The organism is Rhodanobacter sp. TND4EL1, assembly GCF_054061035.1.
Genome location: NZ_JBSSDT010000002.1, coordinates 1,127,296 through 1,151,701 on the forward strand (window position 1 = coordinate 1,127,296; position 24,406 = coordinate 1,151,701).

The window sequence follows — 24,406 nt, forward strand, 5'->3', positions numbered from 1 at the left end:
GCCCGTTTCTAGCATGCGCGCATGAACATGCCAGACCATCACGATCACACGCCTCGATCGGCGCACGAACACGACGCAATCCACGACCACGACCACGACCACGGAGTGACGGCGGGCGGAAGCAGCCGCAAGCTGCTGCTGGCGCTGGTGCTGACCGGCATCATGATGGTCGTCGAGGTGATCGGCGGCATGTGGTCAGGTTCGTTGGCGCTGCTTGCCGATGCCGCGCACATGATGGTCGACACGCTGGCCCTGCTGTTGGCCGTGGTGGGTGCCTGGATGGCCACCAAGCCGGCCGATGCCCGGCGCAGCTATGGCTACGGCCGGATGGAGGTGCTGGCCGGTTTCGTCAACGCATTGAGCCAGTTCGTGCTGGTGGCCTGGATCGCCTATGAGGCGGTGATTCGCCTGCGCCATCCTGGCGAAATTCTCTCCGGGGTGATGCTGGTGGTCGCGGTCGCGGGCCTGCTGGTGAACGGATTGGTGCTGCGCACCTTGCACGGACACGCGCATGACGACGTCAATCTGGCCGGCGCCAGCCTGCACGTGCTCGGTGACCTGCTGGGTTCGCTGGCTGCCGTGCTGGCGGCGCTGGCGATTCGCTGGTTTCACTGGCTGTGGGCCGATCCCCTGTTGTCGCTGCTGGTTTCGCTGCTGATCCTGAACAGCGCGTGGCGATTGCTGCGCAGGTCGGCCCACATCCTGCTGGAAGGTGTGCCCGAAGGCATCGACACGCACGCGGTGGAAACCTCGCTGCGCACGGCCGCGCCGGGCATTCATGACATCCATCATTTGCACATTTGGCAGTTGGCCTCGGGTTCGCGCATGGCTACCGTTCATGCCGAGCTGGAGGAGGATGCCGATGGCGCCGTGGTGCTGCAATCAATCAAGCTGATGTTGCGCGAGCGTTTCGGGGTCCAGCACGTGACCGTGCAGATTGACCCCGGTGCCTGCCAGGATCTCACCGGGGATTGCGCCGGACATCGCCATCCCTGACTATCCGGGCGAGCCGCGGCACTGCTATGATGGCAGACCGTTCATCCAATAAATCAAGGAGTTCCCCATGGGTAAGGGCGATCGCAAGACCCGTCGCGGCAAGACCTATCGCGGCAGCTACGGCAATACCCGTGCGCACGGCGTCCTGCCGGCCGTGGTTGGCGCCAAGTCGACGGTGACCAAGCCGGCTGCTGCCAAGAAAGCGGCGCCGAAGAAGAAGTCGGCCTGAGCCAGCTTCGTTCTGCAGCTGCCGTACAAAACCCCCGCCTCGGCGGGGGTTTTTGTTTCTGGCGGGCCTTCCGCCATTTCGTGTAGCCGGAGCCCCGGAGCCCGCGCTCGGCGCAGCCCGCAAATCATTGATTGCTGCGCCCTCACTCGTCGTGTACAGTGCGCATCACTGTGTTAATGCGTTAGTACATTATGAAGCGTCGATCGCTGGATCCCGAGTCCCCCGTGGGGGAAGCCGAACAAAGCCTTTACGAGGCGCTGCTGTCGTTGCGCAACAGCGAAGAGATGGGTGCCTTCCTGAGTGACCTGTGCACGCCGGCCGAGCTGGAGGTGCTGGTCGATCGCTGGCGCGTGGTTCCCTATCTGCTCGAAGGCGTGTCCTATCGGGAAATCCACGAGCGCACGGCCGTCAGCATCACCACGATCGGGCGGGTGGCGCGCTACCTCAACCAGGGCAGTGGCGGCTATCTGGCTGCCGCGGCCAGGGCGGCGCGGCGACAGGCACAAACAGCCAGGAAGAAAGCATGAAGCCGCGGGATCGATTGCGTATCGCGATGCAGAAGTCCGGTCGACTGACCGAACCCGCGCTGGATCTGCTGACCCGCTGCGGGCTCACCTTCCGGCAAAGCCGCGACAAGCTGTTCTGTTTCGGCGAAGGCGAACCGGTTGACCTGTTGCTGGTTCGGGACGACGACATTCCGGGCCTGATCGCCCAAGGTGTCTGCGACCTCGGCATCGTCGGCCGCAATGTGCTGGGCGAGTTCCAGCTCACCGCCGGGCGAGACAGCGAACCGCTGGCCGAATTGCGGCCGCTCGGCTTCGGTCGTTGCCGCCTGTCGATCGCGGTGCCGCAGGAACTGGACTACAGCGCACCGAAAGACCTGGCGGGGCGACGCATCGCCACTTCATATCCCGGCCTGCTTGGCGAATGGCTGCGCACGCAGGGCATCCAGGCGGGTGTGGTCACGCTGGCCGGCTCGGTCGAGATCGCCCCCAAGCTGGGAACCGCCGATGCAATCTGCGATCTGGTGCAGAGCGGTGGCACCTTGGTCGCCAACCAGTTGCGCGAAGCCGATGTGCTGCTGGAGAGCGAGGCGGTTTTGGCCGGTCCGTTGACCCTGCCGGTGGACGAGCGCGGCGACATGCTCGAGTTGCTGCTGAAGCGGCTGGATGGGGTGATCCAGGTGCGCGAGTCGCGCCTGTTGCTGCTGCAGACCTCGCGCCACACGCTGGAAGCGGTGATCCGGTTGCTCCCCGGCGGGCCGCAGCCGACCTTGCTGCCGGTCGCCGGGCAGCCCGATCAATTGATGTTGCAGGCGCTGTGTGCCGGCGAGGTGAGCTGGCGACAGCTGGAAGAGATCAAGAAGGCCGGCGCGCGCGAGATGTTCGTGTTGCCGGTGGAGAAGATGCTGGCATGAAACGTCTCGACTGGAATGCACTGGATGACGCAAGCCGCCGTGAGGCGCTGGCCCGGCCGTCACAATCGCGTGCGGACGACCTTCGTCATGGCGTCGAGCTGATCATTGCGTCCGTGCGCGAACGCGGTGACGTGGCCTTGCGCGAACTCAGCGCAAAGTACGATCGCTGCACGCTGGACGCCATCGAGGTGGACGAGGCCGAGTTTGTCGCTGCCGAGGCGACGCTGGATCCCGAGCTGAAAGCGGCGATTCGCGAGGCCGCCGCACGCATCGAGCTGTTCCATCGCGCCACGGCGCCGCAGCCGGTGGTCGTCGACACCGCGCCCGGCGTACGGGTGGAGCGGATGCTGCGCCCGATCAGTCGGGTTGGCTTGTATGTGCCGGCCGGTAGCGCACCGTTGCCGTCTACCGCCTTGATGCTGGGTGTGCCGGCGCAGGTCGCCGGGTGTCGCGACGTGGTGTTGTGTTCGCCGGCGCGCGCCGATGGTCGTTGCGACGAAGCCGTGCTGTATGCGGCGCGGCTGACCGGTGTACGCAAGGTGTTCAAGCTGGGCGGTGCGCAGGCCATCGCCGCGATGGCCTATGGCACCGGCAGCGTGCCGAAGTGCGACAAATTGTTTGGTCCCGGCAACGCTTGGGTCACCGAGGCGAAGTTGCAGGTGTCGTCCGACCCGGACGGCGCGGCGATCGACATGCCAGCCGGTCCGTCCGAGGTGCTGGTGATCGCCGATGCCGATGCGAATCCGGTATTCGTGGCCGCCGACCTGCTGTCGCAGGCCGAGCACGGTCCGGATTCACAGGTGATTTTGCTCAGTCCGTCGACCGGGCTGCTGGACAAGGCGGCCGCTGAAGTCGAACGCCAATGTGCCGAGTTGCCACGTAACGCGATCGCGCGCCAGGCGCTGGCACAGAGTCGCTTGATCCAGGTCGAGTCGCTGGCGCAGGCGGTCCAGGTGAGCAACCGCTATGCACCCGAGCACCTGATCCTGCAGGTCGCCGCCCCCCGCGATCTGCTCGACGGCATCGAGAGTGCCGGCTCGATCTTCCTCGGCCAGTGGACGCCGGAATCGGTCGGTGATTACTGCAGCGGCAGCAACCATGTGTTGCCGACGTACGGTTACGCGCGCAGCTACAGTGGCGTGTCGGTAGCGAGTTATCAGAAGCAGATCAGCGTGCAGGAGGTCACCGCCGACGGCCTGCGCCACATCGGCCCATGCACGGCCACGCTGGCCGCGGCCGAGCAACTGGAAGCGCATCGTCGCGCGGTGACCTTGCGTCTGGCGGTACTGGAGGCGATGCCATGAGCGTGCTCGATCTGGCACGGCCGGAGATCCGTGCGATGCAGCCGTATTCCTCCGCGCGGATGGAGGCCGCCGGCGGGCAGGTGTTCCTCAATGCCAACGAATCGGCGTGGACGCCATGGGGTGATGATGGCGTGGGCTGCAATCGCTACCCGGAACCCCAGCCGGCGGCGTTGATCGCGACCCTGTCGGCGCTGTACGGCGTGCGCCACGAGCAACTGCTGGTCGGCCGCGGCAGTGACGAGGCGATCGACCTGCTGGTTCGCGCGTTCTGTCGTGCTGGTCGGGACGCGATCCTGATCCAGCCGCCGACGTTCGGCATGTACAGCGTCTGCGCACGCGTCCAGAACGCCGCCGTGATCGAGGTGCCGCTGGCCGATGATTTCTCATTGGACGTCGATGCGGTGCTGGCGGGGGTGACGCCCGCCGTCAAGTTGATCTTCATCTGCACGCCGAACAACCCGAGCGGCCAGTACGTGCCGCGCGAGAGCATCGAGCGCCTGCTGCAACAGCTGGATGGCCGCGCCTTGCTGGTGGTCGACGAGGCGTATATCGAGTTTGCCTACGAAAGCAGCGTGGCCGACCTGATTGATCGTTACGAATACCTGGCGGTGCTGCGCACTTTGTCCAAGGCGTGGGCGTTGGCCGGCGCGCGCATCGGCTGCCTGCTGGCCAATCCCGAAGTGATCGCGCTGCTGCGCCGGATCATGCCGCCGTATCCATTGCCGCTGCCGTGCGTGGCGGCGGTCATGGCGGCGTTTACCGAACAGGGCCAGGCGCTCGCACGCGAGCATGTGGCCACGGTACGTCACGAGCACGAGCGGGTGCGCGGCGCGCTGGCGGCACTGGTCTGCGTGCGGGCCGTGCTGCCGTCACAGGCAAACTTTCTGGCTGTGCGTTTCAATGATGCCGCGACGATCTATCGCCGCCTGCTCGCGGCTGGCGTCGTGGTGCGCGACATCCGCCGCTATGCGAACCTCGGCGATGCACTGCGCATCACTATCGGCACGCCCATCGAGAACGATCAGATGCTGGCTGTGCTGGAAAGCGCGGCCATGCATGGCCGGGGTTTCGCGGAGGGCTCGGCATGAAGCAGAGAAAGATTCTTTTTGTCGATCGCGACGGCTGCCTGATCGAGGAGCCGGCCGACCAGCAGATCGACAGCTACGAGAAGCTGGCGCTGCTGCCGGGCGTGATCGCCGCCTTGCAGCGCTTCGTGGTGGCCGGCTACGAACTGGTGATGGTGACCAACCAGGACGGTCTCGGCACCGACAGTTTTCCCGAAGCGGATTTCACCGGTCCGCACGAACTGCTGCTGGGCATCCTGGCGTCGCAAGGCATCCGCTTTCGCGAGGTGCTGGTCGACCGCAGCTTTGCCCGGGAAGGCCTGGACACGCGCAAGCCCGGCATTGGCCTGGCGCGACACTATCTTGCCGACGACAGCTGGAGCCGCTCCGCCTCGGCGATGGTCGGCGATCGCGAGACCGATCTGCAGTTCGCTGCGAACCTCGGTGTACGTGGTTGCCGGGTCGGCCCGCAGGGGTTGAATTGGGAAGCGCTGGCGCACGAAGTGCTCGACGCGCCGCGCACCGCCAAGGTGGTGCGCAACACCAGGGAAACCCGCATCACCGTCAGCATCGATCTGGATCGCGTGGCCGAACCCAGCGCGCATACCGGGCTGGGTTTCTTCGACCACATGCTGGAGCAGATCGGCAAGCACGGCGGTTTCGCACTGGAGCTGCGCTGCGACGGCGATACCCACATCGACGAACACCACACCATTGAGGACTGCGCGCTGGCGCTGGGCCAGGCGCTGAAGCAGGCACTCGGCGACAAGCGCGGCATCGGCCGCTACGGCTTCACCCTGCCGATGGACGAATCGCAGGCCAGCGCCGCGCTGGATCTGTCCGGTCGTCCGTACTTCGTGTTCGAGGGCAGCTTTCCGCGCGAACGTGTCGGTGAAGTGCCTACCGAACTGGTGCCGCATTTCTTCCGCTCACTGTGCGAAACGCTGGGGGCAAATCTGCACTTGTCCGTGCGTGGCGACAACGCCCACCACATGGTCGAAGCCTGCTTCAAGGTCGTGGCGCGTACCTTGCGCCAGGCAATCCGCCGCGAAGGCAGCGAACTGCCCAGCACCAAGGGCACGCTGTGATGCCTGTGACTGCAGGAGCCCGCTCGCGGGCGATGTTCTTTGGCATCTGCCATTCCCCATACCCAATCCGCGCGACGAGAGAAGCATCGCCCGCGAGCGGGCTCCTGCGACGGCGCCGGGAGGGCGTGGCATGAGCGTGGTACTGGTTGATGCAGGCGGCACCAATATCGGATCGGTGCGCTATGCCTTGCAGCGGCTTGGCGTGGACGCCGCGCTTGCGGCCGATGCCGCGGTGATCCGCGCCGCCGACAAGGTGATCCTGCCTGGCGTGGGCGCAGCAGGCCCCGGCATGGCGCGCTTGCGTGAGCTGGGGCTGGTCGAGTTGTTGCGGTCGCTGACCCAGCCCGTGCTCGGCGTGTGCCTGGGCATGCAACTGTTGTGCACGCATTCGGAAGAGGGCGATACCGAATGCCTCGGACTCATTCCTGCCGAGGTGCAACGCTTTCACGAGCAGCCCGGCGTGCGCGTGCCCCATATGGGCTGGAACCGGCTGGTCGCCCGGCAGCCGCATCCGCTGCTGACGGGCCTGAACGAAGACGATCAGGCCTATTTCGTGCATAGCTACGCGGTGCCATTGGGCGACTTCACCCTGGCCAGCACCAACTATGCAGGTGAATTTTCCGCCGTCGTGGCGCGCGGCAATTTCCACGGCATGCAATTTCATCCCGAGCGATCCGCCGCCGTCGGCGCCAAGCTCCTGCAGAATTTTCTCCGCCTATGAACTTCGACGTCATACCTGCGATTGATTTGCGCAGCGGCCAGGTGGTGCGGCTGAAGCAGGGCGATTACGCGCAGCAAACCACGTATGCGAGCAATCCCCGCGCACTGGCACGCAGCTACGCGGAAGCCGGCGCAAGCTGGTTGCACCTGGTCGACCTGGACGGTGCGCGTTCGGGCAATCTCGACAACCTCGCGGTGGTGCAGGGCATCGCCGCCGATGGCATGCGCGTGCAGGCCGGTGGTGGCGTGCGCAACGAGGCGGATCTGCGTCGTCTCTACGACGCCGGGGTCACTCGCGTGGTGCTGGGCAGCATCGCCATCCGCGCGCCCGAGCAGGTCGCCGAATGGCTGCAGACCTTCGGCGCCGAACACCTGACGATAGCTCTGGATACCCGCCGCATCGAGGGTCACTGGGCCTTGCCCAGCGCCGGCTGGACCGAGCTGGAGTCGCGCACGCTGGACGAACTCGCGCCCTGGTATGCCGCGCGCGGCGCACGGCACCTGCTGTGTACCGACATCGACCGCGACGGCATGCTCGCCGGCTTCAATCTGGAACTTTATCGCCACCTCGCCCAGTGCGTGCCGGCGCTAGTGGTGCAGGCTTCCGGTGGCGTGCGCTCGCTGGACGATATTCGCGCTGCCCGCGCGGCCGGCGCGCAGGGCGTGATCCTCGGACGTGCATTGCTGGAAGGTCGCTTCACGGTACAGGAGGCGCTGGCATGTTGAGCCGTCGCATCATTCCCTGCCTCGACGTGCGCAACGGCCAGGTGGTCAAGGGCGTGCGTTTCCGCGACCACGTGGTGATGGGCGAGATCGTCGAGCTGGCGCTGCGCTATCGCGACGAGGGTGCCGACGAGTTGGTGTTCTACGACATCACCGCCAGTCCGGAAGGGCGTGGCGTGGATCGTGGCTGGGTCGAAAGAGTTGCCCGCGTGATCGATATCCCGTTCTGCGTCGCCGGCGGCATCCGCTCGGTCGACGAAGCGCGTGCGGTGCTGCACGCCGGTGCCGACAAGATCTCGGTGAACTCACCCGCCCTGGAACGCCCCGCGCTGATCGACGAGCTGGCCGCCGCGTTCGGCGTGCAGTGCGTGGTGGTCGGCGTCGATTCGTTGCGCGATGGCGACGGTGAATGGCGCGTGCGCCAATACACCGGCGATCCGTCGAAGACTCGGGCGTTGCCGCGCCGCACGCTGGACTGGATCGCCGAAGCGCAGCAACGCGGTGCCGGCGAGATCGTGCTGAACTGCATGGGGAGCGATGGCGTGCGCCATGGTTATGACCTTGAACAACTCGCCGCCGCACGGTCGATTTGCCACGTGCCGTTGATCGCCTCCGGCGGTGCCGGTGCGCTGGAGCATTTCCACGATGCTTTCGCCCGGGCCGATGTGGACGGTGCGCTGGCCGCCAGCGTGTTCCATTCCGGCACCATCGCGATTCCTGCGCTCAAGCGATACCTGGACGAGCAAGGCGTCGCGATACGACGATGAACGACAAGCCATGCAGTGAGCCGGAAGGTTTCGAATGTGCGCCACCACCAACCATCGTTCGCACTGAGCGTAGCTCGCGTCAGCGAGCGAAGTCGAAGTGCCCAAGCCGCGCGATCTTTCAACTTCAATCGACGCCTTTCTTGAGCCGGTCTGGGGCTCAGGAAGAGCGGTGGTTCAACGATGCGATCAATCAGGAACTGCGATGAACAGTGACACAGCTACCGACACCAGCCGCCTCGACTGGGCCAAGGGCGACGGCCTGTTGCCGGCAATCATCCAGCATTGGCGCAGCGGTGAAGTGCTGATGCTTGGCTACATGAATGTCGAGGCGCTGGCGCAGACCCGGGCCAGCGGCCACGTCACCTTCTACAGTCGCAGCAAGCAGCGGCTGTGGACCAAGGGCGAAGGCTCCGGTCACGTGCTGGCGCTGAAATCCATGCGCATCGACTGCGACGCCGACACCTTGCTGATTCAGGCCGAACCGCACGGTCCGACCTGTCACACCGGCAGCTCCAGTTGCTTCGGCGACAGCATCGACGTGCGCCCGCCGCTGGGCTTCCTCGCCGAACTCGACGCGCTGGTGGCGCAGCGTCATGTCGAGCGGCCCGAGGGCAGCTACACCACGAAACTGTTCGACGGCGGCATGCGCCGTATCGCGCAGAAGGTGGGCGAGGAAGGGGTCGAGACGGCGCTGGCAGCGGTCGTGCAGGGGGACGAGGATCTGCTGGGCGAGGCGGCGGATCTGCTGTTTCACCTCATCGTTGCGCTGAGAGCGCGCGACCTTTCCTTGGCGGATGTCGTGAACATGCTGGCCACGCGGCACCGTCAGCCGTAGTGGCCTGGCGCGGGGGCGGGCCGAATAACTCTGTCACGGAGGGCGGCTACAGCCGGTCTTCCGGCGGCTCATCGGGGACAGAAGGCTTTCGGTCGCGCCGACGTTCATTCCACCAGTGAACCAGTTCGCTGGACAGCCGCACTTTCTCCTGACTAACGGGAATGTCGGCGCGAGTGGTCACCCAGGACGATTTGGTGGCGGCGATCTGTTGTTCCGGATAGACGCTGCGGTGGCCGACGATGAGGTAGGCGGCGATCGCCGCGCCGGCGACGTAGAGCGTACTGTCGCCGCCGAACAATTCCACGCCCATCAGGATCGCGGCGATCGGCGTGTTGGACGCCGCCGCAACCACCGAGCAAAGACCTACGGCCGCGCCAAGTTCGGGCTGCACGCCGAACAGGTGGGCGAAGGCGCCACCGGCCACGGCACCCATCACGAATTGTTCGGTGATCAGGCCGCCGTAGAAACCCGACCCGAGCGTGATCGCCACCAGCAGTGCTTTCCACAGGAAGCCCAGATAAGGCATCGGCTGTCCTTCGAGCGCGCGATCCATCAATGGAATGCTCAGGCCCATGTAATCGTTCGGGACCACGAACAGCAACAGCGCCAGTATCACGCCGCCGATGCACGGCACCAGCGGCGGCCAGATCGAAAACCGCACACGCAGCCGGGTGAACTGGCGCGTCATGCCATGCAGCAATTCGATGAAAATCCACGCCACCACACCGCACAGAATCCCGATCATCACGGTCTTCAGAAACAGCAACTCGGTGAAGTCACCGGCGAAGGAGATGTTGATGTGCGGGTAGGGCACGCCCCAGAAGCGACTGACTTCGTACGAGGTCACGCCGGCCACGATGGCGGGGAACAGGAAGTTGTGACGGATGCGGCCGATGGCCAGCATCTCGACGCCGTAGATCGCGCCCGCGATGGGCGTGCCGAACACGCTGGCAAAGCCGGCGCTGACGCCACACGCAACCAGGCGCCGGCGCAGTTCCGAATTCAGGTGCAACAGCTCGCCCACGCCCGAAGCAATGCTGGCGCCAAGATGTGAGCACGGGCCTTCCTTGCCGGCGGATCCGCCAGTACCCAAGGTGATCAGCGTGGCCACCGGTTTGATCCACAAGGTCCGCCACGGCAGTTCGCCATGCTGATCGTTGACCGCGATGATCACCGAATCCTTGAGGCCGGTGCGGTTCTGGCGCTTGCCGTAATACAGCAGCAGACCGTTGAGCAGGCCGCCGATGGGCAGCAGGGTCATCTGCAGCCACAGTGGCGCGGTGTAGGTGCGGTCGGCCGTCGCAAACAGGATGTGCAGGAACACGCTGCAGCCGGTGCCGACCAGTGCGCCGGTGAAGATGGAGAGGATCAGCCATTGCAGGACCGTCGCCAGCATCACCAGCGGTTCGGTTAGTTGAGACCGGTGCATGGAGGGTGACCCGACAGGAGAAACAAGCCGGTCATTCTATCAACTGGATCGCGATACGAGCCGGTGTGGCTTGCCAGGACATCGATGTTGCCGGGATCGCCGGGCGCAACGGCAAAGACCATGCGGCAAGGCTCAGGCGTATACGCGTATCCGCGGCGGCGAATCCACCGGGCAAGCCTGTGCGACTTGATACGCTTGGCTGTCAGCTGCGCCGGATTGACGAACTGCATGTCAGGGCCCGAAACGTCGCGGGTCCACACTGTTCGGCAACCACGACCCCGCGCGCGTGGCGATCAATCTCTACCACCCTTGGCCATCATGAGCTTCTCTGATGCGGGCGCGCACCTGCGCAACACGGCTTTCCACAACTTCGGCTTGCGCTGCGGCAACTGGCGCCGCGGTATCTAGGGCATTCGAGAACGATCAGCCCTCGCCGCTCCTGGGCAAACAGGCCATGGGCCGCTTCATCGAACGAACCAGCGCTCGCCCGTGACGCCATCAGTACCCGGCGTCTGCCATGCCGTTGTTCAATGCGCCCGACGAGCGGTGGCGGGCCGGGTCAGACGCCGGGGGCCGGATCGGCGCTGCGCTGGAAGACATGCTTCATCACGAAGTCGGAAGTCACTTCCTCGCCGGACATCAGCATGGCGATCAATTCGCCACCAAGCACCTGGGGCGAGATCACCACGTCCGGCTGCGCAAGCCGCACCCGGCTCAGGTGCGCTGCGTCGTTGACGGCAGCCACTGTTCGCGCCTTGCCGCCCAGTTCCTTGACCGCGAGGATGACGAAGGCGTTTTCCGAATCGTCGATCATCATGGCCAGCACGGCTTCGGCATGGTGTGCGCCAGCCTCCTTCAGGACATCGATGTTGCTGGGATCGCCGATCACCATGTCGACATCGCTGTCGCGGATGTCCACGTTCTCCGGCGCCTTGCGCAGCAGCCGGGTCACCGGATGGCCGCGGCGGATCAGTTCCCGCGCCGTATTGATGGCCAGCGGACCATTGCCGATGACGACGAAGTGGTTCTCGCGTTTCATGCGTGGGCCCTTGCGGTTGACGATGCGGTGCAGGCTGTTGCTGACCATGGGCGCAATCACCGCGGTCAGTGACGTGGCGAACACGGCCACGCCAAGAATGATGATGGAAACGGTGAACAGCTTCGCTTCAGAAGTTTGCGGCGTGATGTCACCGTAGCCCACGGTGCTCATGGTCACCACGGAATAGTAGAGCGCGGTGATCAGGTCGCCGATTTCCGGCTTGAATTCCTTGCCGAGATAATAGGCCCCGAACGTGGCATACATGATCAGCATGACCACCGAAGTGATGGCGAACAGGGTGCTGGCGGCAACGCTGCTTCGATCGAATTGGCGCCAGGCAAACGCGAGCCCGACCAGCACCAGCACAAAGTACAACAGCAAAACATGTGACTGCAGATGGTGTCCGAAAAGCAGACTGACCCCGCCGGTGATCACCAGCAAGGTGGCCATCGTCCATGCCAGCCGCGAGCGCAACAGCAGGCCGCCGGCCATGATCAGCATGCCACCCCCGATCAGCAGTGGCGGAAGCAGGCCCGGGGGCAGGTCGAAACGGCCGTGCGCCAGCGCGTCGGCGTAATGCTGCCAGCGCCCGCCGAAGTCCATCCGCAGAAGGAACAGCCCGCCGGCAGCCATGGCCAGCGCCAGCGGCACGTGCGGAAACCACAACTCCCCGCGCACTGCCGCGTACCAGCGACGCAGCAAGGGACGAACACGAACCACGGGACGGGTCTTCATGCGCGACCGCCGCGCAATTCAGGGACGGTCATCGGCGTGATCGACGGCAGCAGCCGGCGCGTCGCCGGCGACAGTGCGTCGGTGCGCCAAAACGTGTGGACTGAAGCATGCAGTGGTGCTGGGCGTCGTGCTGTCACCAGTGGAGCCGATGGCCTGGATGAAAGGGAGTATGCGGCCTGCCCGAAGCGAAAGGAAACCCACGTGCCTTGCGCGCGCCACGGGGTCAGCCGAGTAGACTTTTCGGAACCGGGCGAGATCTGCGGCATGCCCGGTTCCATCTGCGTATCTCATCGTTTGTGTGGGCCTGTGCCATGGCAATGAATCCGCTTGATCGGCCGGTATGGTCCAGTCTGATGTCCACCCATGCCCATCTTTCCGTGGGAGGCGAGTTGGCGCGCCGCTACGATCCGCAAGTCAATCGCTTCGCCGCCGCGCGCGACGACGGCGCGGTCGCGTTGTCGTCGCTGGCCAGTCTCGTCCAGGCCGGGGAGCAGGTGTTCTGTCTGCAGGCAGCGGAAATCGTCATGCCGCCAGAGCTGACCGCGATCCGGCTGGCCCGTGGCGTGCAGATGACGGCTCGGTCGCCAGTGCAGGCTCCGCGCGACAGCCGCGGCATCATTGCGCTGACCGAGCAGGATGCGCCCGAGATGCTGGCGCTGGCCACCTTGACCGAGCCGGGGCCCTTCCTGCTTCATACCCATCGCATGGGCAACTTCTTCGGCATTCGCGTGGATGGCCGGTTGGTTGCGATGGCGGGAGAGCGCTTCCGCTTCGCCGGTCATACCGAACTCAGTGGCGTGTGCACGCATCCGGATTTTCGCGGGCAAGGCTTTGCCGGGCAGCTGTCACGCCATGTCGCTGCGGCCATGGCCGCGCGTGGGGAAACCGCCTTCCTGCATGCGTGGAAAGACCATGTTGCAGCCATCGCGCTGTACCGGAAACTCGGATTCCAGCTGCGTTGCGAGGTCCATGTCGCGGTGCTCGAACGCCCGCGTGATTGATGGATGGTGCGTTCGAGCCGCCAGCATCGGGAACGGGAAGGCACGGCATGCACGGACTAGAAGATCGATTGCCCGCTGAGTTCCGAGAACCGCTGCAACGCCCGCGTGCCCGCCAGCGAATTGCCGCTGGCGTTGAGACCGGGTGCCCACACGCACACGCTGAACGTGCCGGGCATCACCGCCACGATGCCGCCGCCGACCCCGCTCTTGCCGGGCAGGCCCACGCGATAGGCGAAGTCGCCCACGGCATCGTAGGTGCCGCAGGTGAGCATCAGCGAGTTGATGTACTTGGCCTGGCTGGGCGTGATCAGCGCCGCGCCGCGATGCTTGCCGTGGTTGGCCAGGTAGACGAAGGCGCGGGCCAGTTCGGTGCAGCTCATCGCCAGCGCGCAGTGATGGAAATAGGCATCGAGCACTTCGGCCGGCTCGTTGTGCAGGTTGTCGAAGCTTTTCAGGAAATTGGCCAGCGCCGCGTTGCGATAGCCGCGCCCCGCTTCCGATGCGGCTATCGCCGGGTCATAGCTGATGTCGCTGGCGCCACTCAGTGACCGTGCCAGTTCGCACAGGGCAAGCTTGGCGTCGCCCACGCACGAAAGCACGGTGTCGGTGACCACCAGTGCACCGGCATTGATGAAGGGGTTGCGTGGAATGCCTTGCTCGAACTCCAGCTGCACCAGCGAATTGAACGAGGTGCCGGATGGTTCGCGGCCCACACGCTGCCACAGTTGTTCGCCTTGATGCTGCATGGCGAGGGTCAGGGTGAATACCTTGGAGATGCTCTGGATGGAGAACCGCTCGTCGGCGTCGCCCACGCTGGCCATGCGTCCGTGGGTATCGCACACGGCCATGCCGAACTTGAGCGGGTCCACCCCAGCCAGTTGCGGGATGTAATCGGCGACCCGGCCTTGCGGCAGCGTGGGCGCGATCTCGGCGTGAATTTGCTCAAGGATGGATTGGTAGGACATCGGCCGGAGCGCAGTGGAAGAGGTGCCAGCCTAGGTCATCGACAGCCTGCTTTGTAGTCGGCGCGCCCGTCATGCCCGTTCGCGCGGAGAACGTGTCGGGCCATGCCCGCCTGCAGCGCCTCGATGGCGCCGTGCCGCGCCGCGATGGCAGCCACGCAAAAGCCGGTGGAGGCGCCCTCCATTCGGGCGCCTCCACCGGCCTTGCCATTCACGGCATCTGCGGCTGTTCCTGCGGGCGCAAGTCGAACACCAGCACCTCGGCATCCTTGCCGGCGCTCAGCTGCAGGGTTTCCGGATGGCGCAGGCGCACGCCGTCACCGGCTTCCAGCTTCACCCCGTTGAGCTCGATGCTGCCGCGAGCGACATGCACGTAGGCGTGACGATTCTCGTCCAGCGTCAGCGTGGCATTTTCGTCGCCGTCGAAAAGCCCGGCATAGACGCGGGTGTCCTGCTGGATGCGCAGCGAACCGTCTCGGCCATCCGGTGAAATGATCAGGCGCAGGCGGCCACGCTTGTCCGCATCGTCAAAGTGCTGCTGCTGGTACACCGGTTTGCCGCCGGTACGGTCGGGCACGATCCAGATCTGCAGGAAGTGCACCGGCGCTTCGCTGGAACCGTTGAACTCGCTGTGAGTCACGCCGCTGCCGGCGCTCATCAACTGCACGTCGCCGGGCAGGATTTCCGCACCGGTACCCATGCTGTCGCTATGCGCCAGCGTGCCTTCAAGCACGTAGGAAAAGATTTCCATGTCGCGGTGCGGGTGCGTGCCGAAACCCTGGCCCGGGGCGACGCGATCCTCGTTGATCACGCGCAGGTCGGAGAAGCCGATCTGGCTGGGATCCCGGTAGCTGGCGAACGAGAAGGTATGGCGTGAGCTGAGCCAGCCGTGCTCGGCGACGCCGCGCTCAGAAGCCTTGCGTACTTGCATCATGGTGTTTCTCCTCGTGGATGAGATGTCGGGGGAGGCTTGCTCCCCCGTGAAGCCGAAGTGCTCAGGCCGTCTGGACTCGGCGCAAGCGCAGCGCGTCCAGCGCAAACCCGCCGGCGCCGTAAGCCGCTACCTGCAACAGACCGCCGCTGATGGAAAGATTCTTCAGAAAGTGGGTCATCTGGTTGGGGTCCGCGAAATGCGCGTGGAAGGCAAACGCGGTGGCAACGGTAAAAGCCGCCATCAAGGCTGCCACCACGCGCGTGCGGTAGCCGAGCAGCAGGGCCAGGCCCAAGCCAACTTCGACCGCCACGGCGATCAGATAGGCCAGGTCAGGCAAGGGCAGGCCGGCCGACATGATGTACGCCTTGGTGGCGGCGGGCGCAACGAGCTTGCCAAAGCCGCTGACCAGGAACAGCGATGCCAGCAAGACACGGGCCGCGGCAGGAACGAACGATGGTTGACGATGCATGGCGATGCTCCAAATTGAGAGATAACGCAGCGGTTGCTGCATCTGGGGCGGAATATTAGAGTCGCCATTCAACCCGAGAAAGATGCTGTTTCGCTTAAGACTGTCAACCAGGAAGAGACAATGAGCCAGCTCGAGGACATGCGCATCTTTGCCGAAACGGTGGATGCGCAAAGCTTTACCGCCGCGGCGGATCGGCTGGGCCTGTCCAAGCAGTTCGTCAGCAAGCGCATTGCCGCACTGGAGAAGCGGTTGGGCGCGCGATTGTTGATTCGCTCCACCCGGCAGCTGCGTGTGACCGATCTGGGACTGGCCTACCACGAGCGTGCCCAGCGCATCCTGCAGGAAGTGGATGCGGCCGAGCAGATGATCTCCAGTCAGACGGCGACACCGCGAGGCGTGCTGCGGTTGAGCGCGCCGATGACGTTTGCCACCTTGCACCTCGGCTCGCTGATCCCGACCTTCATGCAGCGGCATCCGGATGTGTCGGTGGAACTGGAACTCAATGACCGCATGGTCGACCTGATCGGCGAGGGCTACGACATGGCCGTGCGCATCGGCACGCTGACCGACTCCAGCCTGATCGCGCGGCGGATCACCACCGTCCAGTTGATCAGCTGTGCCAGCGCAGGGTATCTGGCCCGGCACGGGACGCCGGCTGCACCTGACGAACTTTCTGCTCATGCCTGCCTGATATACGGGCATGTGCGTCACGGCGAGTGGAGCTTTCGCATCGGCGAGCGCACCAGAAAGATTCCGGTGAGTGGGCCGATGCGGGCGAACAACGGCGAGATGCTGCGTGATGCGGCAATCGCGGGGCTTGGCATTGTCAGCCTGCCCGACTTCATCGTCGCCGACGCATTGGCGGATGGCCGGCTGGTTGCCGTGTTGGAGTCGTTCCGTCCCGAGGGATTCACCGTATACGCGGTGTATCCGCAGCATCGCCAGTCATCGTTGCTGGTGCGCACCTTCAGCGATTTCCTGGTGGAGCGATTCGGTGAGGCCGACATGTTGGTGGACGCCCGGAAGAACGCTGGCTGACGCCGACATCCATTCCGTGGAATCGGAATGGATGACCGAAATCATTCGGCCGTCCAATTGCGCTGTTCATTCCTGACCGTGGCGTTGCGGGATGCCGGTGGATGGTCCATGGCGTCGGCGTCTTGCGGCGATGGCATGACTAAAGGCCTGTGAGTGCCCGCTGGCAGGCCGTTAGACTCGGCTTTTGCGTGTCGGGCCGAAGCCCAAGGGGAAGGATGTGATCAAGCGTTGCATGTGGGTGCTGTGGCTGGGATTCAGTGGGGTGTCGATGGCGCAGGAGCCGGTTGATCTGGATATGGTCAGCCGCATTCGCCAGGAGGCGTTCCACCATTCGCAGGTGATGGCCACTTTCAGCCACTTGACCGAAAGCATTGGTCCGCGCCTGACCAACTCGCCGCAGATGGCACAGGCCAATGCGTGGACCCGCGAGCAGTTCAATGGCTGGGGTCTGGTCAACGTTCACGACGAGGCCTTCGACGGCTTCGGCCGTGGCTGGGAATTCAGCGACGCCAGCGTCGAAATGCTGAGCCCCCGCACCTTGCCGTTGCATGCGCTGCCCAAGGCATGGACGCCGGGCACCCAGGGTCCGGTCGAGGGCGAGGTGATGGAAGTCGCCATCAAGAAGCTCGCCGACCTGGACAAGTACAAGGGCAAGCTGGCAGGCAAGATCCTGTTGCTGAGCGATGCACGTCCCTACAAGCGTGGGGTCGAGGCTGACTCGCATCGCCACGACGACGCGGGTCTGGCCGAGCTGCAGGCATTCGCCGTGCCGAAAGATGTTGACGACAAGGCTCGCGCCAGGCGGATCAAGTCTTACACCGAACGCCAGGAACTGGCGCGCGCCACCAACGAATTCCTTGTCGCCGAAGGCGTGCTGGCCACGCTGAGCATCAGCGGCTGGGACAACGGCATCATTCGTGTTGGCGGCGGTGGCTCGCGCAAAGCGGGTGAGTCGGCCGGCGTGCCGGAACTGGCGATGGCCGCCGAGCATTACAACCAGCTGGTGCGTGCTGTCGATCGCAAGCAGCCGGTGAAACTTCGCGTCAACGTGAAAGCGCGATTCACCGATGAAGCGGACCAATCCGGCTACAACACCGTGGCCGAGATCCCCGGTCACGGCAGCAAGGCGGGTGAAATAGTGATGCTGGGTGCGCACATGGATTCCTGGCACACCGGTACCGGTGCGGCCGACAATGCCGCCGGCGTGGCGGTGATGATGGAAGCCATGCGCATCCTCAAGGCCGTGGGGGCCAAGCCCCGGCGCACGATTCGCGTGGCGCTGTGGAGTGGCGAGGAGCAGGGCCTGATCGGATCGCGTGCCTACGTGGCCAGGCATTTCGCGGCCTATCCGGAACCGACCGATCCGAAGCAGAAGGCGTTGCCGGCGTCGTTGCGCGAGCCGACCGGTGCATTGCAGAAGAAGCGCGATTACGACCGTTTCTCGGCTTACTTCAACATGGACAATGGCTCGGGCCGATTCCGCGGCATCTATGCGCAGGAGAATCTGGCCGTGATGCCGATCTTCAAGGCGTGGCTGGAACCGTTCCATGACGTGGGCGCCACCACCGTGGTCAGCCGCAATACCGGCAGCACGGATCACGTGTCGTTCGATCACGTCGGCCTTCCGGGTTTCCAGTTCATCCAGGATGGTCTGGATTACTTCAGCAACGTCCATCACAGCAATCTGGACACCTTTGATCACGCCGAGCCGGAGGATTTGAAACAGGCCGCGGCGATCGTCGCGTCGTTCGTTTACAACGCGGCCATGCGTGAGGAAAAGCTGCCACGCAAGCCGCTGCTGGATAACTGAGTCATCCGCGAAGTGGATGACTCCGACGGGCCGGCCCTGCCGGCCCTTTGTCGTTCAACGGCGGAGATGGATGCTCCTCGTCGGTGAACTTCCCCGGCCGCGGGACAGTGGTGGTAATTTGTTCCACCCACCCATTCACCGCCGGAGTCCGCCCATGCCCGTTCTTTCCCTCAGTCGCTGCAGGGCTGGCATGCGACGCACGATGATCGGCCTTGCGCTCGCCACCGCGTTCGCGGCGGGCGCGGTGCAGGCGCAGGCGCTGCCCGCCGATCAGGTGCCGGCACCACAGGACACGCCGTACCCGGGCACCATCGCGCTGCATGTCGATGCCAGCGATACCGCGCAAGGCATCTTCCGCGTGCACGAAACGATGCCGGTCACGGCCGGCCCGCTGACCCTGCTGTATCCGCAATGGATTCCCGGTGACCACTCGCCGACCGGTCCGATCGACATGCTGGCCGGTCTCAAGCTCAGCGCCAACGGCAAGCCGGTGATGTGGAAGCGGGACAAATACAACGTGTACGCCTTCCATCTGGACGTGCCGGCCGGCGCGACCAGTCTGGATGTGCAGTTCGAATACATGTCACCGCGCAATGGCGGGTTCGAGATCACCGACCGCATGATGGACATGGCGTGGAGCAAGGTGTCGCTGTATCCGGCCGGTCACTTTTCGCGCGCCATCACGTTTTCACCCAGCGTGACGATGGCGCCCGGCTGGCAGCTGGGCACCGCGCTGGAAACCGCGTCGCAAGCGGGTGACACGACGACGTTCAAGCCGGTGACCTTCAATACTCTGGTCGATTCGCCGATCTACGCCGGCCGACATTTCAAGCGCGTCGATCTCAATCCCGGCGGCAAGGCCCCGGTGCACCTGGACATCGTCGCCGACGAGCCGAAGTACCTGGAGATGACGCCCGAGCAGTTGCAGGTGCATCGCGCGCTGGTGACGCAGGCGGTGCGCCTGTTCGGTTCGCACCATTACGATCACTACGACTTCCTGTTTTCGCTGTCCGACGTGCTGGCCGGCAATGGCACCGAACACCATCAGTCCAGCGAAGACGGCATGGACGCGGACTACTTCACCGCCTGGGCCGACAACGCGCCGAATCGGGACCTGCTGGCGCACGAGTACGTGCATTCGTGGAACGGCAAGTTCCGCCGACCGGCCGATCTGTGGACGCCCAACTTCAACGTGCCGATGGGCGATTCCTTGTTGTGGGTCTACGAAGGCCAGACCCAGTACTGGGGCTTCGTGCTGACCGCGCGTTCGGGCATGTGGACGCCGCAGCAGTTCCGCGATGCGCTGGCCATGGTGGCCGCCAATTACGATCGCAACCGCGAGGGCTTCCAGTGGCGCACGCTGGAAGACACCACCAACGACGCCACCGCCGCGCGCCGCGCCAGCCTGCCGTATCGCAGCTGGCAGATGAGTGAGGACTACTACAGCGGCGGCCAGATGCTGTGGCTGGCGGTCGACGCACGCCTTCGCGCGCTGACCCACGGCGCGAAATCGCTGGATGATTTCGCCCAGGCCTTCTTCGGCGTCGATGACGGCAGCTTCGTCACCAAAACCTACACCTTCGACGATGTGGTTGCGGCCTTGAACGGCGTGGCGAAAGACGACTGGGCCGGCTTCCTGCATGCACGCGTGGATACGCTCAATCCGCCGCTGGCCGGGGGGCTGGATGCCACCGGCTGGAAACTGGTCTACACCGATCAGCCCAGTGCATACGAAAAACAGTACAACGCGCGGCCGGAATCGCCCCGGCACCTGTTCAATTTCGCTTGGTCGATCGGCCTGACGATGACTGACAAGGGACAGGTCAATGACGTCCGCTGGAACGGCCCCGCCTTCAAGGCCCGCGTCAGCTCCGGCGCCACGCTGGAAGCGGTCAACGGCCAGACCTACTCCGCCGACGTGCTGAAAGACGCGATCACCGCAGCGAAAGGCAGCAAGACGCCGATCCAGTTGCTGCTGAAATACCAGGGGGGCTACCGCACCGTGCCGGTGAACTACCACGAGGGCCTGCAGTACCCGCACCTGGTGCGCATCGAGGGCACGCCGGACTACCTCAGCCAGATCATCGCGGCGCGCAAATAGGGCAGGGTGATACGCCGGGGCGGGTCGAGTGCGCTTGATGGACCGCACTCGACCCGCCCCGTCCTGTTTACATGCCGCTGTGGCCCGCGCTCTCGATCGCCTTCACTGCCTTCAGCGTTTCTTCCACGTGCTTGGTGGGGCTGAGGTTGGAGTAGACGTAGGTGATCTTGCCGGACGGGGCGATCACGTAGGAGGTGCGATCCGACCAGCCCGGCCGCATCAGCAGCGTGGCGTCGTATTGCTTGGCGATCTTCGCTCCGGCGTCGGCGGCCACCGGGAACTTGCCGCCGCAATGCTCGGTTTCCTTCGAGAACGCCGCCAACTGGTCCAGGTTGCCGGCGGTGACGCCGATCACCGTGGCGTGCTCGGCCTTGAACTGGTCAATGGCCTGGGAGAACAGATGCGCCTCGACGTTGCAGCCGGAGGTATGCGGCGCGGGGAAGAAGTACACCACCACCGGGCCTTTCTTCAGCGCATCGGCAAGATCGAATGTGAAAGGCTGTCCGGCCAGATAGGCGGGCGCGCTGAATTCAGGAGCCTGGGTACCGGCTTTCAGGGCCGCAAAGGCGGGCATCGCAACAGTAGCGCTGCCGATCAAGGCAAGCGCTGCAAATTTCATCAATGATTTCATGACGGGAACTCCGGGCAGGGGCAGGACAGCCAATGTACATGTATACGCCGGAACGCCCCGGATGGATGCCGTCGTGATGACAAGAGTTTCGCAGCGGTCGGCAAGTGTCCGCGTGGCTCGGCATGGTGCCCAGCCAATACTCCAGCGGGGGACACGCCCGACTGGCCGCGATCAGCTTTCGCGGTGATGGCTACTTGCGCACGCTGTTGGTCCAGGGCGCGCGTAGCAGTCTGCAGCGAGCCAAGGCGGTGGCGACCGAGAAGGCCACACCGGAACAGCGGTGGATACGCTCCCTCGACGGACGCATGCCCTTTGGCAAGGTGATCGTCGCCATCGCCAACAAACATGCGCGGCAGATCTGGGCGATGCTGGCCCGTGACGTGGACTAAGACCCGCACGCGTGCCTCCATCATCCGATGCATCAACGCAGCCACACGGCCACACGGCCAACGCAGCGTAGCAACAAGGTTTCGATTCAACGTCAGCGCGAAGCGGTAGACAACGGTTCAGGCCGACCCGAAGAGAACCTGACTAACTAGATGGACGTCCAAACGGTGTGTCGGTTGATCGCCGGACACCGGACAGTCCGATGAACGAATGAGGTCTTTGGGTGCGGTTTATACACAGGTCCGAGTCAGCACCATCGACTCAACAAGACCGGTTATGACCAAAGGAAATCCCCTTGCGGGACGGAAATGCAGCCTGACACTCGTTGAACCCGCGCAGCACTGACAAGCAGCACGCAACATCAGGACAACACCATTACCAGCAGTGGCCCGCAAGCTCAGGGCAAAAGCCTCATGCGGCTGGAGTTGACGGGAAGTCTCTTACGGATTGGTTAGGCCGCGCGCCGACGCGCAATGATCTGCTTGGTTGCCTCACGATTGTCTTGAATGAATGCGTCAAGCGCTCCATCAGAGTTTCGAGATTGCATCTTTTGCAAGATGGCATTGGTTTCGCGTCCTAGTGACGTGGCGTCCAAGTCCGAACGTTCCAGCACCTGTCGAAGCTCACTCACGCAGCCTACAAGGAACGCCTGCAGCTCGCCGGCATCGCGGGACGGAATGACGCGGCGTGTACGAAGCCTCACGAAGAACAACAAAGCCAACAAGGCGCCCAATGCGACAGCACCGGAAAGAAGGTCTTGAGACGACATTAAATCTCGCATGTGCGGCCTAACGCTGGAGTTAAGCGGCGGCGAAGCCGTCCGCCTTGAACGATTTGTTAGGTTTGCTTGAACTGGGAAAACACAAGCACTGCAATGAAGACCAAACACAACCCGATAATGACTGGCGCAACCCAGTTGCGTGCGATTTGAAAAGGACGCTCGCCTGCCTTTACACGCCGCCACTCGGCTTTCAAAACTGGGCGCGCATAGTCGCTTGCAGTGTCGATCGCTTCGATGGTCGGTTCGGAGTCAAAGCTTTTTTTTGAAAGCTTTTTCTGCTCCGACAGGGCGACAAGAAGAAGTCGATAGAGTTCTATATGCGTTTCTTCCTCAGGGTTAAGTCGCAGCTTGATGCGATAGAGCATTTCTGAGGCAGCTTGCCGTTGGCTCGCAACTTGCTCACTCGACCAAGGGAAGTTCTGCTTCTCGTAGTTCTCGCCAGCCTTGTAAAACGCACCCTCTGCACGCGCAACTGTTCTAAGGGCAGCAAAAAACTTTGAAAGATCTTCTCGGAGACCGTCAATCCATGCTTGACGGAATTGAGATGTTTTCTGCTCCTTCGTGAGCGTCAGGTTGACATACGAAAGGGCGGCTGCGATGAGGGCGGCCGCCACTGTTCCGATTGCGATCAATGCTTGAGCTGGAATGTAGTCTGGCATGTAAACCTAACGCTGGAATTAAGCGGCGGCGAAGCCGTCCGCTTGAATGACTGGTTAGACGGCACACGTTGCGCCGTCGGTTGGCGACACGATAGCGCTGCTTTGAAAGCGCGGCAATGCCGCGATGGCTGTGGCCTGCGTGCGAAGAACGAACCGCTGACGACAAAGATCACGTTGCGACACACCGCGCGCACGGCAAAGCAGGAAGAGGCGAAATGCGCCAACGCGCGCGAGACACAACGAACGACCAAGCGCGCGAAAGAAAACAACGCAGGCCAGCCCGAACCAGCATGACTCGCGCAGCGCCGGCGAAGCCAGCAGCGGCGAACGCGAAGAAAACACAAAAAGGATGCTTTTCTGCCGACTAACGCTGGAATTAAGCGGCGGCGGAGCCGTCCGCTTGAATGACGGGTTAGGTGTTCTGCGACGAGCGTTGCGCAGAGAACCTACCATGCAATTTGAATGTTGCCTCAACACCGCGAACACCAGACCAAATGACAGCGATAAATAGGATGCCGCTCCTGTCACCCGGAAACAAGAAAGGAACGAGCAAGCAAAGAACCGACAAGAAGACGCCTGCCACAGCGGCGAGACGGCTTGATTTGTAACGCGTGAAGTGGCCGCAAATTGCAAACAGGACTGCAACAAGCAGCAAGCCGAACCAAGCCAAAAAAGCGAATGCAGCGACAGCTGCGGCAGCGATAAAGAATCCGAAAGCTGCCCACTCTGCTAGATCGACTGCGGTTTCGCGATCGGCAATTTTCCCGAAAAGTACGTTCTGCAGGGTCGCCACGTTGAACACCTAACGCTGGAATTGAGCGGCGGCGTAGCCGTCCGCCTCGAATGACCGGTTAGCCGCTGGTCTACAGGCCATGATCGTTTGCGACCAACTCACCATCCACGAACACACTGTAACTTTGCGGCCTGACACCGGCGACGAGTAATGAACGAGTCTTTTCGACCCGCACCTGATGACCAGAAATACTACGTTGCCAAGAACGTTTAAGACGAAACGAGAAGTGAGTGCTGGGTTGTAAAGGGTGCTGAAGCCAAATGCTCTCTGACGGAGTGACCAACTTCATACCACCGAGGAACCAGCCACGAACTAGCTTTGCTGAGACGTTCCCGATCGAGAAATCAATTTCCATGTGACCTCCATGAAGCGGCTAACGCTGGAATTAAGCGGCGGCGAAGCCGGAGAGTTCCTACGCAAAAGTGGACACCGGCTGGTTAGCCGCATTGTGCCTCGAACTCGACAGGAGAACGATAGCCCAAAGCGGAGTGCAA

At 63.6% G+C, this 24,406-nt stretch carries 26 protein-coding genes and 1 pseudogene; 17 read left to right on the forward strand and 10 right to left on the reverse strand.

The features are described from left to right. Positions 1–21 precede the first annotated feature (21 nt). From ACVWWQ_RS11695 to hisIE, 11 genes are all read left to right on the forward strand, one after another. Positions 22–996 (forward strand): cation diffusion facilitator family transporter, encoded by a 975-nt coding sequence (locus tag ACVWWQ_RS11695; protein WP_457383400.1) that lies wholly within the window; start codon positions 22–24, stop codon positions 994–996. A 67-nt stretch (positions 997–1,063) separates the two neighbouring features. Continuing rightward, the gene (locus ACVWWQ_RS11700) at positions 1,064–1,225 is read left to right on the forward strand and encodes a 30S ribosomal protein THX (protein WP_099653438.1); all 162 of its coding nucleotides are present in this window, start codon (positions 1,064–1,066) and stop codon (positions 1,223–1,225) included. 191 nt (positions 1,226–1,416) lie between these two features. After that, positions 1,417–1,752 carry a YerC/YecD family TrpR-related protein gene (locus ACVWWQ_RS11705; RefSeq protein WP_099653437.1) on the forward strand — a complete coding sequence of 112 codons (336 nt, stop codon included), beginning with the start codon at positions 1,417–1,419 and terminating at the stop codon, positions 1,750–1,752. Then, positions 1,749–2,642, forward strand: coding sequence for an ATP phosphoribosyltransferase (gene hisG, locus ACVWWQ_RS11710; protein WP_099653436.1), 894 nt, complete (start codon positions 1,749–1,751; stop codon positions 2,640–2,642). The genes ACVWWQ_RS11705 and hisG overlap by 4 nt, the downstream gene beginning before the upstream one ends. Further along, positions 2,639–3,946 (forward strand): histidinol dehydrogenase, encoded by a 1,308-nt coding sequence (gene hisD, locus ACVWWQ_RS11715; protein WP_133947220.1) that lies wholly within the window; start codon positions 2,639–2,641, stop codon positions 3,944–3,946. The genes hisG and hisD overlap by 4 nt, the downstream gene beginning before the upstream one ends. Then, positions 3,943–5,034, forward strand: coding sequence for a histidinol-phosphate transaminase (gene hisC, locus ACVWWQ_RS11720; RefSeq protein WP_133947218.1), 1,092 nt, complete (start codon positions 3,943–3,945; stop codon positions 5,032–5,034). Before hisD ends, hisC begins: the two co-directional genes overlap by 4 nt. Then, the gene (gene hisB / locus ACVWWQ_RS11725; RefSeq protein WP_133947216.1) at positions 5,031–6,098 is read left to right on the forward strand and encodes a bifunctional histidinol-phosphatase/imidazoleglycerol-phosphate dehydratase HisB; all 1,068 of its coding nucleotides are present in this window, start codon (positions 5,031–5,033) and stop codon (positions 6,096–6,098) included. Before hisC ends, hisB begins: the two co-directional genes overlap by 4 nt. Positions 6,099–6,228: 130 nt before the next feature. After that, complete coding sequence (hisH, locus tag ACVWWQ_RS11730; RefSeq protein WP_133947214.1) at positions 6,229–6,819, forward strand: imidazole glycerol phosphate synthase subunit HisH; 591 nt, start codon at positions 6,229–6,231, stop codon at positions 6,817–6,819. After that, positions 6,816–7,544: a 1-(5-phosphoribosyl)-5-[(5-phosphoribosylamino)methylideneamino]imidazole-4-carboxamide isomerase gene (hisA, locus tag ACVWWQ_RS11735; RefSeq protein WP_133947212.1), complete on the forward strand. Its 729-nt coding sequence runs from the start codon at positions 6,816–6,818 to the stop codon at positions 7,542–7,544. Before hisH ends, hisA begins: the two co-directional genes overlap by 4 nt. Next, positions 7,538–8,308 (forward strand): imidazole glycerol phosphate synthase subunit HisF, encoded by a 771-nt coding sequence (gene hisF / locus ACVWWQ_RS11740; RefSeq protein ID WP_133947210.1) that lies wholly within the window; start codon positions 7,538–7,540, stop codon positions 8,306–8,308. Before hisA ends, hisF begins: the two co-directional genes overlap by 7 nt. Positions 8,309–8,510: 202 nt before the next feature. Next, complete coding sequence (gene hisIE / locus ACVWWQ_RS11745; RefSeq protein ID WP_133947208.1) at positions 8,511–9,143, forward strand: bifunctional phosphoribosyl-AMP cyclohydrolase/phosphoribosyl-ATP diphosphatase HisIE; 633 nt, start codon at positions 8,511–8,513, stop codon at positions 9,141–9,143. 46 nt (positions 9,144–9,189) lie between these two features. Here hisIE and ACVWWQ_RS11750 read toward each other — a convergent pair whose 3' ends face one another. Continuing rightward, on the reverse strand, positions 9,190–10,539 hold the full coding sequence (locus ACVWWQ_RS11750) for a chloride channel protein (RefSeq protein WP_457383401.1): 1,350 nt from the start codon (positions 10,537–10,539) through the stop codon (positions 9,190–9,192). A gap of 592 nt (positions 10,540–11,131) precedes the next feature. Next, the gene (locus tag ACVWWQ_RS11755) at positions 11,132–12,346 is read right to left on the reverse strand and encodes an NAD-binding protein (RefSeq protein ID WP_133947204.1); all 1,215 of its coding nucleotides are present in this window, start codon (positions 12,344–12,346) and stop codon (positions 11,132–11,134) included. A gap of 353 nt (positions 12,347–12,699) precedes the next feature. Between ACVWWQ_RS11755 and ACVWWQ_RS11760 the strand changes: the two genes are divergently transcribed. Beyond that, the gene (locus ACVWWQ_RS11760) at positions 12,700–13,347 is read left to right on the forward strand and encodes a GNAT family N-acetyltransferase (protein ID WP_457383402.1); all 648 of its coding nucleotides are present in this window, start codon (positions 12,700–12,702) and stop codon (positions 13,345–13,347) included. Between the two features lie 56 nt (positions 13,348–13,403). Here ACVWWQ_RS11760 and ACVWWQ_RS11765 read toward each other — a convergent pair whose 3' ends face one another. The 3 genes from ACVWWQ_RS11765 to ACVWWQ_RS11775 form a co-directional block, all read right to left on the reverse strand. After that, positions 13,404–14,312 carry a glutaminase gene (locus ACVWWQ_RS11765; protein WP_133947200.1) on the reverse strand — a complete coding sequence of 303 codons (909 nt, stop codon included), beginning with the start codon at positions 14,310–14,312 and terminating at the stop codon, positions 13,404–13,406. Positions 14,313–14,520: 208 nt separating this feature from the next. Beyond that, on the reverse strand, positions 14,521–15,243 hold the full coding sequence (locus ACVWWQ_RS11770; RefSeq protein ID WP_133947198.1) for a pirin family protein: 723 nt from the start codon (positions 15,241–15,243) through the stop codon (positions 14,521–14,523). Positions 15,244–15,304: 61 nt separating this feature from the next. Next, the gene (locus tag ACVWWQ_RS11775; protein WP_099653824.1) at positions 15,305–15,712 is read right to left on the reverse strand and encodes a DoxX family protein; all 408 of its coding nucleotides are present in this window, start codon (positions 15,710–15,712) and stop codon (positions 15,305–15,307) included. A gap of 120 nt (positions 15,713–15,832) precedes the next feature. Between ACVWWQ_RS11775 and ACVWWQ_RS11780 the strand changes: the two genes are divergently transcribed. The 3 genes from ACVWWQ_RS11780 to ACVWWQ_RS11790 all read left to right on the forward strand — a co-directional run bounded on the left by ACVWWQ_RS11780 (position 15,833) and on the right by ACVWWQ_RS11790 (position 20,661). Then, positions 15,833–16,750, forward strand: coding sequence for a LysR family transcriptional regulator (locus tag ACVWWQ_RS11780; RefSeq protein ID WP_133947196.1), 918 nt, complete (start codon positions 15,833–15,835; stop codon positions 16,748–16,750). Between the two features lie 232 nt (positions 16,751–16,982). Further along, complete coding sequence (locus ACVWWQ_RS11785; protein ID WP_133949214.1) at positions 16,983–18,560, forward strand: M20/M25/M40 family metallo-hydrolase; 1,578 nt, start codon at positions 16,983–16,985, stop codon at positions 18,558–18,560. Positions 18,561–18,750: 190 nt separating this feature from the next. Then, positions 18,751–20,661, forward strand: coding sequence for a M61 family metallopeptidase (locus ACVWWQ_RS11790; protein WP_208321585.1), 1,911 nt, complete (start codon positions 18,751–18,753; stop codon positions 20,659–20,661). 67 nt (positions 20,662–20,728) lie between these two features. Here the strand turns inward: ACVWWQ_RS11790 and ACVWWQ_RS11795 are convergent, their stop codons facing one another. Next, on the reverse strand, positions 20,729–21,292 hold the full coding sequence (locus ACVWWQ_RS11795; protein ID WP_133947192.1) for a peroxiredoxin: 564 nt from the start codon (positions 21,290–21,292) through the stop codon (positions 20,729–20,731). Positions 21,293–21,372: 80 nt separating this feature from the next. Between ACVWWQ_RS11795 and ACVWWQ_RS11800 the strand changes: the two are divergent. Next, positions 21,373–21,681 (forward strand): annotated as a pseudogene (locus ACVWWQ_RS11800) (transposase); the annotation flags it as partial. Between the two features lie 449 nt (positions 21,682–22,130). Here the strand turns inward: ACVWWQ_RS11800 and ACVWWQ_RS11805 are convergent. Both ACVWWQ_RS11805 and ACVWWQ_RS11810 read right to left on the reverse strand, forming a co-directional pair. After that, the gene (locus ACVWWQ_RS11805) at positions 22,131–22,448 is read right to left on the reverse strand and encodes a hypothetical protein (RefSeq protein ID WP_133947190.1); all 318 of its coding nucleotides are present in this window, start codon (positions 22,446–22,448) and stop codon (positions 22,131–22,133) included. 68 nt (positions 22,449–22,516) lie between these two features. Further along, entirely contained in the window at positions 22,517–23,119 is a 603-nt protein-coding gene (locus ACVWWQ_RS11810) for a hypothetical protein (protein WP_133947188.1), read from the reverse strand. 42 nt (positions 23,120–23,161) lie between these two features. Here ACVWWQ_RS11810 and ACVWWQ_RS11815 point away from each other — a divergent pair, with 42 nt between their 5' ends. Next, positions 23,162–23,413: a hypothetical protein gene (locus ACVWWQ_RS11815; RefSeq protein ID WP_133947186.1), complete on the forward strand. Its 252-nt coding sequence runs from the start codon at positions 23,162–23,164 to the stop codon at positions 23,411–23,413. A 118-nt stretch (positions 23,414–23,531) separates the two neighbouring features. On the opposite strand, the gene ACVWWQ_RS11820 is transcribed toward ACVWWQ_RS11815, so the two are convergent. Together ACVWWQ_RS11820 and ACVWWQ_RS11825 are read right to left on the reverse strand one after the other, a co-directional pair. Beyond that, positions 23,532–23,912, reverse strand: coding sequence for a hypothetical protein (locus ACVWWQ_RS11820; protein ID WP_133947184.1), 381 nt, complete (start codon positions 23,910–23,912; stop codon positions 23,532–23,534). A gap of 70 nt (positions 23,913–23,982) precedes the next feature. Next, complete coding sequence (locus ACVWWQ_RS11825) at positions 23,983–24,267, reverse strand: hypothetical protein (protein WP_133947182.1); 285 nt, start codon at positions 24,265–24,267, stop codon at positions 23,983–23,985. Positions 24,268–24,406 lie beyond the last annotated feature (139 nt).